The following is a 12,300-nucleotide window of genomic DNA, read 5'->3' as shown; positions in this document are numbered from 1 at the left end:
GGCTAGGCTCCGGGCCCGGTCCGAGGACCCGTCGCCGAAAGGATGTGCCGCCGTCCCGTGCCCGCGCTTTCACGAACGTGCTCCCGCGCCGGGCTCTGGCTGTGGCCGGGGCAGGCCCTGTACGCGGGCCCCTCGCTCGGCCTCGGGGTCCACTCGGGTTCGGTCGCCTGCCTCGCCGTGGGCGTGGACGCGCCCGTCACCGTCCACGTCCCCGGACGACCGGACCTGACCGCGCGCAGCGTCCTCATCCCGCCGCGCATCCCGCACCGCCTCATCGCCCACGGGGAGCGCATGGTGTTCTGCTACCTCGACCCCGCCTCCCCGTACGCCGATGCCTGCCGGACGGAGATGCCCCAAGGCGACGTCCTGGCTCACACCCACCGGCAGGAGGCGGACCTAGTGCGCTTGGCCCACCGACTGGACGAACGGCACCCGGCGGACGGCGCGCTCTGGCTCGCCCGCGCCGCCCCTGCCCCGTCCCCAACGGGATCGGACGAACGTGTCCGCGCGGCCACCCAGCGGCTCCTCGACGCCCCGGAGTCCGCCCTGACGGCACGCGAGCTGGCCGCGGAAGCGGGCCTGTCCGTCTCCCGGTTCCTGCACCTGTTCAAGGCGCAGACGGGCACGAGCTTCCGCCGCTACCGGATCTGGGCGCGCATGCTGCGGGCCGCCGCGCTGCTGGCCGAGGGCCACGATCTCACCCGGGCCGCCGTCGAGGCGGGCTTCTCCAGCCCGTCCCACCTCAGCAGCACCTTCCACGCCACGTTCGGCCTCACGCCGTCGGCGCTGCTCGCCGTCGGACCGGACATCGTCCGCGGCGACGCACCGCCCGCCGCACCGACGGCTCAGTCGAGCGGCGGGTCGCGCCGCTCGCCCTCCGGCGCCCCCGTCGCGGGCGTCGCGCCCGGCTCGCCGCCCGCGACACCCTGACGTCCTTCCGTGCGCGCGCGGCCCGGTTCGTCCAGTCCGATCACGGGCGGGACGTCCTCGGGCGACTCCAGCGCCGGGGACGACGCCTCGGCGGCCTTCGCGAGCTCCTGCTCGGCCTTCGCGAGCCGCTCGCCGAGGTCCGGCTTCTCCCGCGGCTCCTCCTCGACGGTCTTCTTCGCGTCGCTCGTCATCTTGTCGAAGAACCGCAGGACCTCCACCGGGAGCGGCATGATGAGCGTGCTGTTCTTCTCGGCGGACACGTCGACGACCGTCTGCAGCAGCCGCAGCTGGAGCGCCGCCGGGTCCTGCGACATGATCTCCGCGGCGGCGGCGAGCCGCTTGGACGCCTGGAACTCGCCGTCCGCGGCGATGATCCGCGCCCGCCGCTCCCGCTCCGCCTCGGCCTGCCGCGCCATCGACCGCTTCATGCCCTCCGGCAGCGACACGTCCTTGATCTCGACCCGCTCGATGAGGATGCCCCACGGGTCCTGCGTGATCTCGTCGATGATCGACCGCAGCTTGGCGTTGATCTTCTGCCGCTCGCCGAGCAGCTCCTGCATGTCCGCCTGCCCGATGACCGACCGCAGCGACGTCTGCGCGACCTGGGACACGGCGTACCCGTAGTTCTGGACGTTCACGATCGCCTTCACCGGGTCGATCACCCGGAAGTAGACGACGGCGTCCACGCGGACGCTCACGTTGTCCTCGGTGATGCCCTCCTGGGCGGGCACGTCCATCGTGATCGTCTGGCGGCTGACCTTCTGCATCCGTTCGACCACCGGGACGATCGCCGTCAGTCCCGGCGCCCGCACCGCCCCGGGCCGCAACTGCCCGCCGCGCTGCACCTGGCCGAACCTGAACACGATGCCGTGCTCGAACTGCTGCACCACCCGGATCGCCGAGCCCGCGACCATCAGCCCGACCACGGCGATGCCCAGGAGCACAATAAGGATGATCGCTTCCATCTTCGGGCACCTCTCTCCCGCGGGGCCGCCCCCCGGGAGCCCGCGACGCCGTCCGGACCGCCGGGTGCGGGCGCACCCCGTCCGGACGAGCCGGCCCGGGAGCCGGTGTCACGTTTCCCAGCTAACCCCGTGGGCACGCCGGAACACAACGGTTCGCACGCGAATCCCGAGCGGGGGGCACATCGTGTCAGGGATCACTTGCATGAGACGCGACGGCCTCTAAAGCTCGCGGCGGACGAACGATATGGTCGATCGGGTGAGCGCGAGAGACACCGACTGGGACGGGGTGCGCCTGCACGTCGTCACCGGCAAGGGCGGCACCGGCAAGACCACCGTGGCCGCCGCACTCGCCCTGGCGCTGGCCGCCGGCGGCCGCCGGGTGCTGCTCGTCGAGGTCGAGGGCCGGCAGGGCATCGCCCAGCTCTTCGACTGCCCGCCGCTCCCGTACGAGGAGCGCCGCGTCGCCGTCGCGCCCGGTGGCGGGGACGTCCACGCGCTCGCCGTCGACACCGAAGAGGCGCTCATCGAGTACCTCGAGATGTTCTACAACCTCAAGCGCGCCGGGAAGGCCATGACCCGGCTCGGCATCGTCGACTTCGTCACCACGATCGCCCCCGGCCTGCGCGACGTCATCCTCACCGGCAAGACGAGCGAGTCCGTGCGCCGCCGCAAGAAGGACGGCTCGTTCATCTACGACGCCGTCGTCATGGACGCCCCGCCCACCGGCCGCATCACCAAGTTCCTCAACGTCAACGACGAGGTGTCCGGGCTCGCGAAGGTCGGGCCCGTCCGCAACCACGCCGACACCGTGATGAAGGTCGTGCGCAGCCCCGAGACGGCCGTCCACTTCGTCACGCTGCTGGAGGAGATGCCCGTCCAGGAGACGATGGACGGCATCCGCGACCTCGAGGCCGTCGGCCTCCCGATCGGCGCGGTCATCGTGAACATGGAGCACACGCCCGTCCTGTCCGAGGACGACCGGTCCCGCGCCGCCGCCGGCGAGCTCGACGTCGACGAGATCGTCCGCGGGGTGAAGGCCGCCGGCCTGGAGCGCGACGCCGAGGCCGTCGCCGGGGTGCTGGCCGCCGAGGCCGGCGAGCACGCCCGCCGCACCGCCCTGCAGCGCCGCGAGAAGGAGCGCCTGGAGTCCATCGACCGGCCCCGCTACACGCTCCCGCTGCTGTCCGACGGCATGGACCTCGCCGGCCTGTACGACCTGGCGGCGGCGCTGCGAGAACAGGGCGCGGCATGAGGGAGCGGAGCTTGCGGAGCGAGCTCATGCCGCCCGCCGGGGGGCGTGGGGGGTCGTCCCCCCACAGGCAACACGGCATGAGGGAGCGGAGCTTGCGGAGCGAGCTCATGCCGCCCACCGGGGGGCGTGGGGGGGCGTCCCCCCACAGGCAACACGGCATGAGGGAGCGGAGCCTGCCGAGCGAGCTCATGCCGCCCGCCGGGGGGCGTGGCCACGGAGAGCACGGCATGAGCGGGATGAGGGAGACGAGCCGACGATGAGCCCGACCGCCAAGACCCCGCCCGCGCTGGACGTCGACCGGCTGCTGGACGACCCGCGCACCAAGATCATCGTCTGCTGCGGGTCCGGCGGCGTCGGCAAGACCACGACCGCCGCGGCGCTCGGCGTCCGCGCCGCCGAGCGCGGGCGCGACGTCGTCGTCCTCACCGTCGACCCGGCGCGGCGGCTCGCCCAGTCGATGGGCCTCAGCGAGCTCGACAACAACCCCCGCAAGATCGAGATCGACGGCGACGGCGAACTGCACGCCATGATGCTCGACATGAAGCGGACGTTCGACGAGATCGTCGAGGCGCACGCCGATCCCGACCGCGCGAAGCAGATCCTCGCCAACCCCTTCTACCAGTCGCTCTCCTCGAGCCTGTCGGGCACGCAGGAGTACATGGCGATGGAGAAGCTCGGCCAGCTCCACCGGTCCGGCGCCTGGGACCTCATCATCGTCGACACCCCGCCGTCGCGGAACGCGCTCGACTTCCTCGACGCGCCCGAGCGGATGGGCCGGTTCCTCGACGGCCGGTTCATGAAGATGCTCGCGGCGCCCGCGAAGACCGGCGGCCGCTTCGGCGTCAAGGTGATCAGCGCCGGGTTCGGCATGTTCACCGGGGTCGTCAACAAGGTCATCGGCGTCCAGCTGCTCCGCGACGTCCAGACGTTCGTCGCCGCGTTCGACACGGTGTTCGGCGGGTTCCAGGAGCGCGCCGAGAAGACCTTCCAGCTGCTGCAGACGCCCGGCACCGCGTTCCTCGTCGTGGCCGCGCCGGAGCCGGACGCGCTGCGCGAGGCGTCCTACTTCATCGAGCGGCTCGCCGAGGAGCGGATGCCGCTCGCGGGCCTCGTCGTCAACCGGGTGCACGAGTCCGCCGCGGACGGGCTGTCGGCCGCCCGCAGCCTCGCCGCCGCCGAGACGCTCGAGGAGCGCGGCGACCACGCGCTCACGGCGGCGCTGCTGCGGCTGCACTCCGACCGCATGCAGCTCGCGGCCCGCGAGGAGCGCCTCCGCGAGAACTTCGCCTCCACGCACCCGGCCGTCCCGGTGACGGCCGTGCCCGCGCAGGCCGAGGACGTCCACGACCTGGACGGCCTGCGCCTCGTCGGCGAGGACCTGGCGGCCCGCGACCACGAGTCCGCCGCCTGACCCCCGGCCCGCGACGCCGGCGCCCGATCGAAAACCGGGGGCCGGACGGCGTCTCGTTCGTCTAGGTTCGCGGCGTGTTCTCCCTCAAGGAACCTCCGCTGTTCACGCGCCTCCGCGACGCGCGCCGCATCCTGGTGGCCGGCGCGGGAGGCGGCTTCGACGTCTACGCCGGGCTGCCCCTCGCCCTCGCCCTCTGGGACGACGGCAAGGAGGTGCATCTCGCGAACCTGTCGTTCAGCTCCCTGGACGGCCTGCCGCTGGACGCCTGGGCCGAGGCCGACGTCGCAACCGTCACGCCCGCCACCCCCGGCCGCGACCCGTACTTCCCCGAGGGCGCCCTGGCCCGCTGGCTCGACCGCCACGGGCTCCCCTCGACCGTCCACGCGTTCCCCAAGGTCGGCGTGCGGCCGCTGCGCGCCGCCTACGCCCACCTGGTCGAGAAGCTGGAGCTGGACGCGATCGTCCTGGTGGACGGCGGCACCGACATCCTGATGCGCGGCGACGAGGCGGGGCTCGGCACGCCCGAGGAGGACATGGCGAGCCTCGCGGCGGTGCACGGCCTGGACGTCGCAGAGAAACTCGTCGTCTGCCTGGGGTTCGGTGTGGACGCCTACCACGGCGTGAACCACGCGCAGGTTCTGGAGAACCTCGCGGCCCTCTCCCGGGACGGCGCGTACCTGGGCGCCGTGTCCATCCCGTTCGACAGCCGGGAGGCGGCCCTCTACCTGGACGCCGTGGACCACGCGCAGGCGTCGACGCCGTCGCGTCCCAGCATCGTGAACGGGTCGATCGCCGCGGCCGTCCGGGGGTTGTTCGGCGACGTCCGCTTCACCGACCGCACCCGGGGCGGGGAGCTGTTCATCAACCCGCTGATGGCGATGTACTTCGCCGTCGACCTGGACGGCCTCGCCCGCCGCTCCCTGTACCTCGACCGGCTGGAGGGCACCTCGCTGATGCGGCAGATCCACTCCGTCATCGCGGACTTCCGCGCGGACCTGCCGCGCTTCCGACCGCCGCTCCAGTACCCGCACTGACGAACGGAACGGTCGTCCGCAATGCACTTCGGCGACCGAAAAGGCGCCACCGGACGGACGAGCCGACCGTTCATCGCACGCGCCCGAGGCCATCCGGCAAACGCAGCGACATGCGCGAACACGACCGGGCGCGGCGATCGCCGGATGGCGCGCACCCGCCGTTCCCGACCGTTCAATTTCGGTCGTCCGAAATAGCAGTTCACCGCATCACGCGGGGAACGGACCCGATCGGGACGCGCACGGCGGCGGGCTCGCACCGATGATCGGTGCGGGCCCGCCGCCGTGTCCGTTGCAATGCCGCATGGCCCGGATCCGCACCGGATCCGGGGCCGCCCGACGGGCCGTCAGCTCGCGACGAGCTCTTCCTCGTCGGCGTCCGCCGACCGCTCGTACTCCTCCTTGGCGGTCTCCAGCAGGTCGCGCCACGACCGCACGTCCGGCCGCCGCCGCAGCAGCGCCCGTCGCTCGCGCTCGGTCATCCCACCCCAGACACCGAACTCGATCCGGTTGTCCAACGCGTCCGCAAGGCACTCCGTCCGCACCGGGCAACCGCGGCAGATGAGCTTGGCCCGGTTCTGCGCCGCACCCTGCACGAACAGAGCGTCCGGGTCCGCGTTACGGCAGGCGGCGCGGGCGGTCCAATCCGTGATCCACATCTTGGCCCCACTCCCCTAGGGTCTGTGTCGATTTGCGCTCCATGGCCGGACGGGCGCGGACGTCAGGCCGCCAAACGAAAGCCGTGGGGAAGAACTTACGGAAGCGAGGGACGTTTCAACAGTCCCCGATGGGCCCATTCTCGATATAGCCCTCCAGGGCCATACCGCCGGAACGGACTAGTTACCTCTAGTTGACGCGCGAGACACCGCCCAGGTTGTCACGATGACCACAGAACGGGCGGAACTTCTCGTGCCGGACACCGAACCCGCGGCGGCCGTGTCCCGTATGCACCTGTCGTCCCGCGTACCCTAGAGCGCGTGCGCGTTGCGAATTCGGATCGGGGTAAGGCCCTCACCACGCTGATCAAGCTGCTGGGAACGGGCATCGTCGCGGGCGTACTGGTCGCCCTGGTCGCCTTGCCGGGCGTCGGGAGCGCGGGCATCACCGCGCGCGACGCCGCGAACAACTTCCAGGAGATGGACAGCGAGCTCAACACCTCGCCGCCGTCCGAGAAGACCGTGCTGTACGACGCCGACGGCAAGCCGTTCGCCACCTTCTTCGACAAGTACCGCGAGTCCGTCCGGCTCGACCAGATCGCCCCCATCATGCGGCAGGCGATGATCGACATCGAGGACTCCCGGTTCTACGAGCACGGCGCCATGGACATCGAGGGCACGATGCGCGCACTGGCCTCGAACGTCGGCTCCACCACCACGCAGGGCGGCTCCACCCTCACCCAGCAGTACGTGAAGAACCTGCTGGTCGACAGCGCACAGACGCAGGAGGAGTACAAGGAGGTCACCGCCCCCACCGTCGGCCGCAAGATCCGCGAGCTGCGCTACGCGCTCGAGGTCGAGAAGACGATGTCCAAGGACCAGATCCTCGAGGGCTACCTCAACATCGCCTACTTCGGTGGCGGCGCGTACGGCGTGCAGGCCGCGTCCAAGCGCTACTTCAGCAAGCCGGCGTCCAAGCTGACCCTCGGCGAGGCCGCCCTGCTCGCCGGCATCACCCAGAACCCCACCGCCTACGAGCCGCACCGCAACCCGAAGGACGCGCGCGCCCGGCGCGACGTCGTCCTGCAGCGGATGGCCGAGCTGGGGCACATCACCAAGGCCCAGGCCGACCAGGCCGCCGCCAAGCCGGTCGAGCTGAACCCCACCGAGCCCGTCGGCGGCTGCCAGACGAGCCAGGCCCCGTACTTCTGCGAGTACGCGAAGTACGACGTCCTCAACACCCTCGCCGACGGCAAGTACTGGGAGATGGACGCGAAGGAGCAGCAGTCCATCGTCAACAAGCTCAACCGCGGCGGCTACACCGTCCGCACCACCCTCGACATGGACAAGCAGCGCGCCGTCGACAAGGCCCTGCGGGAGATCGTCGACCCCGAGGGCAACCGCGTCGGCGCCGAGGCCATGGTCGAGCCCGGCACCGGCAAGGTCCGCGCCATCGGCCTGAGCAAGCACTTCGGCCCCGGCAAGGGCAAGACCACCATCAACCTCCCGGCCGACACCCGGCACGGCGGCGGCACCGGCGTCTCCGCCGGCTCGACCTTCAAGGTCTTCACCCTCGCCACCGCCCTCGAACAGGGCATCCCGGTCAACACCAGCATCAAGTCGCCCGAGACGATGTCGATCAGCGGCTTCAAGGCATGCCCCTACTACGGGACGTACCAGGGCAAGAAGTACAACGGTGAGCTCCTCGGCGGCGGCACCTGGCCGTCCGTCTCCAACGCGGGCGACAGCCAGGCGGGCACCTTCAACCTCAAGACCGGCACCTGGGGCTCCGTCAACACCTTCTACGCCCAGCTCGAGAAGCGCGTCGGCCTCTGCAACTCCGTCAAGATGGCCGAGCGGTTCGGCATGAAGCAGGGCAACGGTCAGCCGCTCCTGCCCGTCCCGTCCCAGGTCCTCGGCGTCAACGACGTCGACATGGTCCACCTCGCCGCCGCGTACGCCGGGTTCGCCGCCCGCGGCAAGTACTGCGCGCCGCTCGCCGTCACCGAGATCGTCGACCACACCGGCAAGCGCGTCGAGCTGCCGAAGCACGAGTGCAAGCAGGTCGTCGAGCAGGACGTCGCCGACAAGGTCAACTCGATCCTCAACGCGAACATGAGCAAGGGCACCCCGAAGGGCCGCAACATCGGACGTCCGTCCGCCGCGAAGACCGGCACCTGCGAGGCCCACACCTGCGCCGACTTCGCCGGCTACACCCCGAACCTCGCCGCCGCCGTCGCCTACTGGGACTTCCGCGGCCCCTGGCAGTACAAGGTCTACGGCGTCTACGGCGCCGACACCCCCGGCGCCATCTGGCAGCGCAGCATGAGCGAGGCCCTGCAGGGCGAGCCCGCCCCCGGCTTCAGCACCCCGTCCCGCCACTTCGGCGACACCACCCAGGTCCCGAACGTCGCGAACCAGCCGCTGAACAACGCCCGCAAGGCCCTGGAGGACGCGGGCTTCAAGGTCCAGATCGCCCCCGCGACCTCGGACCGCCCCCGCAACACGGTCGTCTCCTCGTCGCCCGCCGCGGACACCGAGGCCGCCCCCGGCAGCACGGTGATCCTCTACGTGAGCAACGGCAGACGCGACTGAAAAAAAGGGGGCCCGGCATCCGCCGGGCCCCTTCTCATTCGGCGAGCTGCCGCTTCACCTCGGCGGCGACCCTGCCCCCCTCGGCCCGCCCGGCCACCTTCGGGTTCACGATCTTCATGACCTGCCCCATCGCCCGCGGCCCCGCGGCCCCCGACTCGGCGATCGCGTCCGCGACCAGCGCCGCGAGCTCCTCGTCCCCCAGCTGCGCGGGCAGGTACTCCTCCAGCACGACGCCCTCGTCCCGCTCGGCCCGCGCGGACTCCGTCCGCCCCGCGTCCTCGAACGCGGCCGCCGCCTCCCGGCGCTTCTTCGCCTCCCGCGTGAGCACCTTGACGACGTCGTCGTCCGACAGCACCCGCGCCTGCTTGCCGGCGACCTCCTCGTTCTTCACCGCCGTGAGCGCCATCCGCAGCGTGCGCGTCCGCACATCGTCGCGCCCCTTGATCGCCGCGGACAGGTCGGTCTCCAGCTTCTCCTTCAGGGTCATGGTCACATTCTGCCCGCCCCGCACCTGCCTTCTCATCGGGATTACCGCGCGCCGCCCATGTCTGGAAGCATGGAAACCAGAGAAGGGAGAGCCGTGCAAAAGAAGTACTCCGTGCCCCTCACCCTCGCGGGCGCGGGCGCCGCGACCTTCGGGTACGCCTCGGTGATCGAGCGGAACTGGTTCCGCCTGCGCCGCTTCGACGTCCCCGTCCTCGCCCCCGGCCGCCCCCCGGTGAAGATCCTGCACATCTCCGACGCGCACCTCACCCCGGGCCGCTCCCGTCTCATCCGCTGGGTCCGCTCCCTCGAGGCCCTCGAACCCGACCTCGTCGTCAACACCGGCGACACCCTCTCCCACCGCGATGCCATCCCCGCCTTCCTCGACGCCCTCGGCCCCCTCCTCGAACGTCCCGGCGTCTTCGTCTACGGCTCGAACGACCTCTACTCCCCGGTCCTCAAGAACCCCCTCCGCTACGTCTGGCGCACGAGCAAGTCCGACTACGCCAAGAAGAAGCGCGAACCCGACCTCCCGTACCGCGAACTCGGCTCGTCCCTCCAGGCCGCCGGCTGGCTCGACCTCAACAACCGCATCGGCCGCCTCAAGGTCGGCGAGCTCGACATCGAGTTCGGCGGCATCAACGACTCCCACATCGACCTCGACCGCTACGACAAGATCGCCGGCCCCGTCGACCCCCAGGCCGACGTCCACCTCGGCGTCATGCACTCCCCCGAACCCCGCAACCTCGACCGCTTCACCGCCGACGGCTACGACCTCCTCCTCGCCGGCCACACCCACGGCGGCCAGGTCTGCGTCCCCTTCTACGGCGCCCTCGCCACCAACTGCGGCATCGACCGCCCCCGCGTCAAGGGCCTGCACCGCCACCGCGGCTCCTGGCTCCACGTCTCCGCCGGCCTCGGCACCTCCCCGAAGGCCCCCATCCGCTTCTGCTGCCCTCCCGAAGCCTCCCTCCTCACCCTCGTCCCCCGCTAAAAGCGGACGCACCACCCCTCCGCATCCGCTAGAGTTGTCTAGGCGCCGGGAGAAACGTACGACTCCCGGGCAGCCACCAACCGGGGTGTAGCGCAGCTTGGCAGCGCGCTTCGTTCGGGACGAAGAGGTCGTGGGTTCAAATCCCGCCACCCCGACAGAAACCGCCAGATCAGAGGCCGGATCTCCACACAGGAGACCGGCCTCAAGATCTTTTGCCCGTCATTCGTCCGCGAGACTTACCCCTACTCGCCGACACAGTCCGTCCCGGACCAGCACCGAGAGACATTTATAGCCCCTCTGCGGCCTACTTGAGCTGTTCGGTCAGCTTGCGGCTTGCGGCCAGGTACACCTCGTCGCGATGGCCGACGTCATAGGGCAGCCCAGTCCCGGATTGTTCGAGCGGTCTCATGGGTGACTTCGGAATCGTTCAGGTCGGCGGGGTGGAGCCATCGGTGGGCGGTGTGTTCGCTGCTAAGGGTGATGGGCCGACCGTGGTGGGCGAGGCCGAAGGTGTACTGGCGGGCTTTGCGGCCGGAGCCGGAGATGTAGTCGAAGTGGGCGACGACGCCCGGGTCGAGGATGAGTGGTCCGGTCCAGCCGATTTCTTCGGCGAGTTCGCGTTCGAGTGCGGTGAGGAGGTCCTCGCCCGGCTCGACGCCGCCGGAGGGGAGTTCTTCGATGCCGGCCATGAAGGCGTCCTCGGCGGAACGGCGCAGGATGAGCACTCGCCCATCGGTGTGGACGATGGCACCGACCACGAGTTTGGCGATGCCGTCGCGGTCGGCGTCGGCGTGCGACTGCTGGATGTCGAGGCCCGATGCGGTGGTCACGCTGGCAGGGTAGTCCGGCCAGGCGTCGAGGACAGGGAGTTCAGGGCTCGGTCAAGGGTGTCGATCGCGGCATCGATGTACGCGCGTCCTTCCGGCCCGTCGTCGGCGGGAACGTGGACCCGTAGCGAGGTGGCGGCCAGGTGTTCGGCGACGTGTGTCGCAGCGGATGCAGGAGGTCCGGTAGGTGGTGACCGGTGATCTGGGCGCGGCGTAGACGGGATAGGTGTGCAACGGCCGCATCGCGTCGCAGGTGGTGATCTCGCCGTATCCGTATTGCCGAAGGGTGTGGAGGAGATCGTCTCGTGAGAACCCGGCGGTGTGCGGGTCGATGGTGAAGACGAAGGCGAGCTGCCGCTGAGATGACGAGCGCACAGGACCTCGTGGTCGCCACCGACTATGGCCAGATCTACATCTACTCCCACATCGAGTGGCCTGACGATCCCGAGGAAATAAACGTCTTCCACGATGCCCTGGATGACGCATTGGACACCAAACGCTATGTAGGTTCCTCCCGTGGGTGCATCGACCTGGTCACGCCGGGGCAGTGGAACTGGGAAACGCCGATGCGGGTCGAGCTGTGGAGCGGCGAACCGTCTTTGGCCGACACTGCCGACTGGGACCACGAGGTCGATATCGACTTCGACGCGCCAGAAGGCGGCATCGTCTTCGAACCTTCTGGTGGCAGTGCGAGGAGCGCCAGCGCATCATTGCCGCCCGGGCTATACCGCATGCGGGTCTCTGGACGCGGATTCGGGGACCGTGGAACGGTGATCAACGACTCCTATCGGTTGCGACTTTGGCCTCGCCACCAGGACAGTCCGCCGGTCCTGCGGAAGTGTTGGCCGCGGTGGGGCCGTCTCTACCCTGACGAGAACGCCTTCTCTTGAGCGAGTCGAGGTTTTGCCGGGACGCCGCGTTGTAGTGGTCGCGGAACTCGGGGCGCCGGCGGTGTGCTCTCCGTGGCTGAGGACCGAGTTGCTGAAGGGTGGGGTGAACGGGGCGGTCCGGTCGGCTGCTGCCGGGGGCGGTGTGGCTGAGTGTGGTGGTCGGCTCGGTGCCGGGTGGGTTCTGGTCGGGTGTCCGGGGGTGTCCGGGCAGGTCAGGGCGCTGTCCGGCGGGTGCCGGGGGTGGGGTTCGGGTGGCGGCCTTCGGT

The 12,300-nt window shown here is 70.4% G+C and carries 11 protein-coding genes and 1 tRNA gene; 8 read left to right on the top strand and 4 right to left on the bottom strand.

The features are described 5' to 3' along the window. The first annotated feature begins 57 nt into the window (after nucleotides 1-57). Nucleotides 58-930: a helix-turn-helix transcriptional regulator gene (locus DMH08_RS06540; RefSeq protein ID WP_233617439.1), complete on the top strand. Its 873-nt coding sequence runs from the start codon at nucleotides 58-60 to the stop codon at nucleotides 928-930. On the opposite strand, the gene DMH08_RS06535 is transcribed toward DMH08_RS06540, so the two are convergent. Further along, nucleotides 846-1,895, bottom strand: coding sequence for a slipin family protein (locus DMH08_RS06535; protein ID WP_125612352.1), 1,050 nt, complete (start codon nucleotides 1,893-1,895; stop codon nucleotides 846-848). The genes DMH08_RS06540 and DMH08_RS06535 overlap by 85 nt on opposite strands. Before the next feature lie 256 nt (nucleotides 1,896-2,151). Here DMH08_RS06535 and DMH08_RS06530 point away from each other — a divergent pair, with 256 nt between their 5' ends. From DMH08_RS06530 to DMH08_RS06520, 3 genes are all read left to right on the top strand, one after another. Beyond that, entirely contained in the window at nucleotides 2,152-3,147 is a 996-nt protein-coding gene (locus DMH08_RS06530; protein ID WP_233617438.1) for an ArsA-related P-loop ATPase, read from the top strand. A 256-nt stretch (nucleotides 3,148-3,403) separates the two neighbouring features. Next, nucleotides 3,404-4,558 carry an ArsA family ATPase gene (locus tag DMH08_RS06525; RefSeq protein ID WP_026402962.1) on the top strand — a complete coding sequence of 385 codons (1,155 nt, stop codon included), beginning with the start codon at nucleotides 3,404-3,406 and terminating at the stop codon, nucleotides 4,556-4,558. 74 nt (nucleotides 4,559-4,632) lie between these two features. After that, nucleotides 4,633-5,592: a DUF1152 domain-containing protein gene (locus DMH08_RS06520; protein WP_026402963.1), complete on the top strand. Its 960-nt coding sequence runs from the start codon at nucleotides 4,633-4,635 to the stop codon at nucleotides 5,590-5,592. A gap of 344 nt (nucleotides 5,593-5,936) precedes the next feature. On the opposite strand, the gene DMH08_RS06515 is transcribed toward DMH08_RS06520, so the two are convergent. Beyond that, on the bottom strand, nucleotides 5,937-6,248 hold the full coding sequence (locus DMH08_RS06515; protein WP_026402964.1) for a WhiB family transcriptional regulator: 312 nt from the start codon (nucleotides 6,246-6,248) through the stop codon (nucleotides 5,937-5,939). 318 nt (nucleotides 6,249-6,566) lie between these two features. Here DMH08_RS06515 and DMH08_RS06510 point away from each other — a divergent pair, with 318 nt between their 5' ends. Beyond that, complete coding sequence (locus tag DMH08_RS06510; RefSeq protein ID WP_051300788.1) at nucleotides 6,567-8,840, top strand: transglycosylase domain-containing protein; 2,274 nt, start codon at nucleotides 6,567-6,569, stop codon at nucleotides 8,838-8,840. A gap of 34 nt (nucleotides 8,841-8,874) precedes the next feature. Here DMH08_RS06510 and DMH08_RS06505 read toward each other — a convergent pair whose 3' ends face one another. Then, nucleotides 8,875-9,327 (bottom strand): GatB/YqeY domain-containing protein, encoded by a 453-nt coding sequence (locus DMH08_RS06505; RefSeq protein ID WP_026402965.1) that lies wholly within the window; start codon nucleotides 9,325-9,327, stop codon nucleotides 8,875-8,877. Between the two features lie 69 nt (nucleotides 9,328-9,396). Here DMH08_RS06505 and DMH08_RS06500 point away from each other — a divergent pair, with 69 nt between their 5' ends. Together DMH08_RS06500 and DMH08_RS06495 are read left to right on the top strand one after the other, a co-directional pair. Next, nucleotides 9,397-10,317 carry a metallophosphoesterase gene (locus DMH08_RS06500; RefSeq protein ID WP_125612349.1) on the top strand — a complete coding sequence of 307 codons (921 nt, stop codon included), beginning with the start codon at nucleotides 9,397-9,399 and terminating at the stop codon, nucleotides 10,315-10,317. 81 nt (nucleotides 10,318-10,398) lie between these two features. Continuing rightward, a tRNA-Pro gene (locus tag DMH08_RS06495) sits at nucleotides 10,399-10,472 on the top strand. Between the two features lie 213 nt (nucleotides 10,473-10,685). Here the strand turns inward: DMH08_RS06495 and DMH08_RS06490 are convergent. After that, nucleotides 10,686-11,147, bottom strand: coding sequence for an NUDIX domain-containing protein (locus DMH08_RS06490; protein WP_199747647.1), 462 nt, complete (start codon nucleotides 11,145-11,147; stop codon nucleotides 10,686-10,688). 359 nt (nucleotides 11,148-11,506) lie between these two features. On the opposite strand from DMH08_RS06490, the gene DMH08_RS06485 reads away from it, so the two are divergent. Next, entirely contained in the window at nucleotides 11,507-12,034 is a 528-nt protein-coding gene (locus DMH08_RS06485) for a hypothetical protein (RefSeq protein ID WP_125612348.1), read from the top strand. The last annotated feature ends 266 nt before the right edge of the window (nucleotides 12,035-12,300 follow it).

The organism is Actinomadura sp. WAC 06369, from assembly GCF_003947565.1.
Classification (GTDB): Bacteria; Actinomycetota; Actinomycetes; order Streptosporangiales; family Streptosporangiaceae; genus Spirillospora; species Spirillospora rifamycini.
This window is presented reverse-complemented; position numbering and strand designations above follow the sequence as displayed.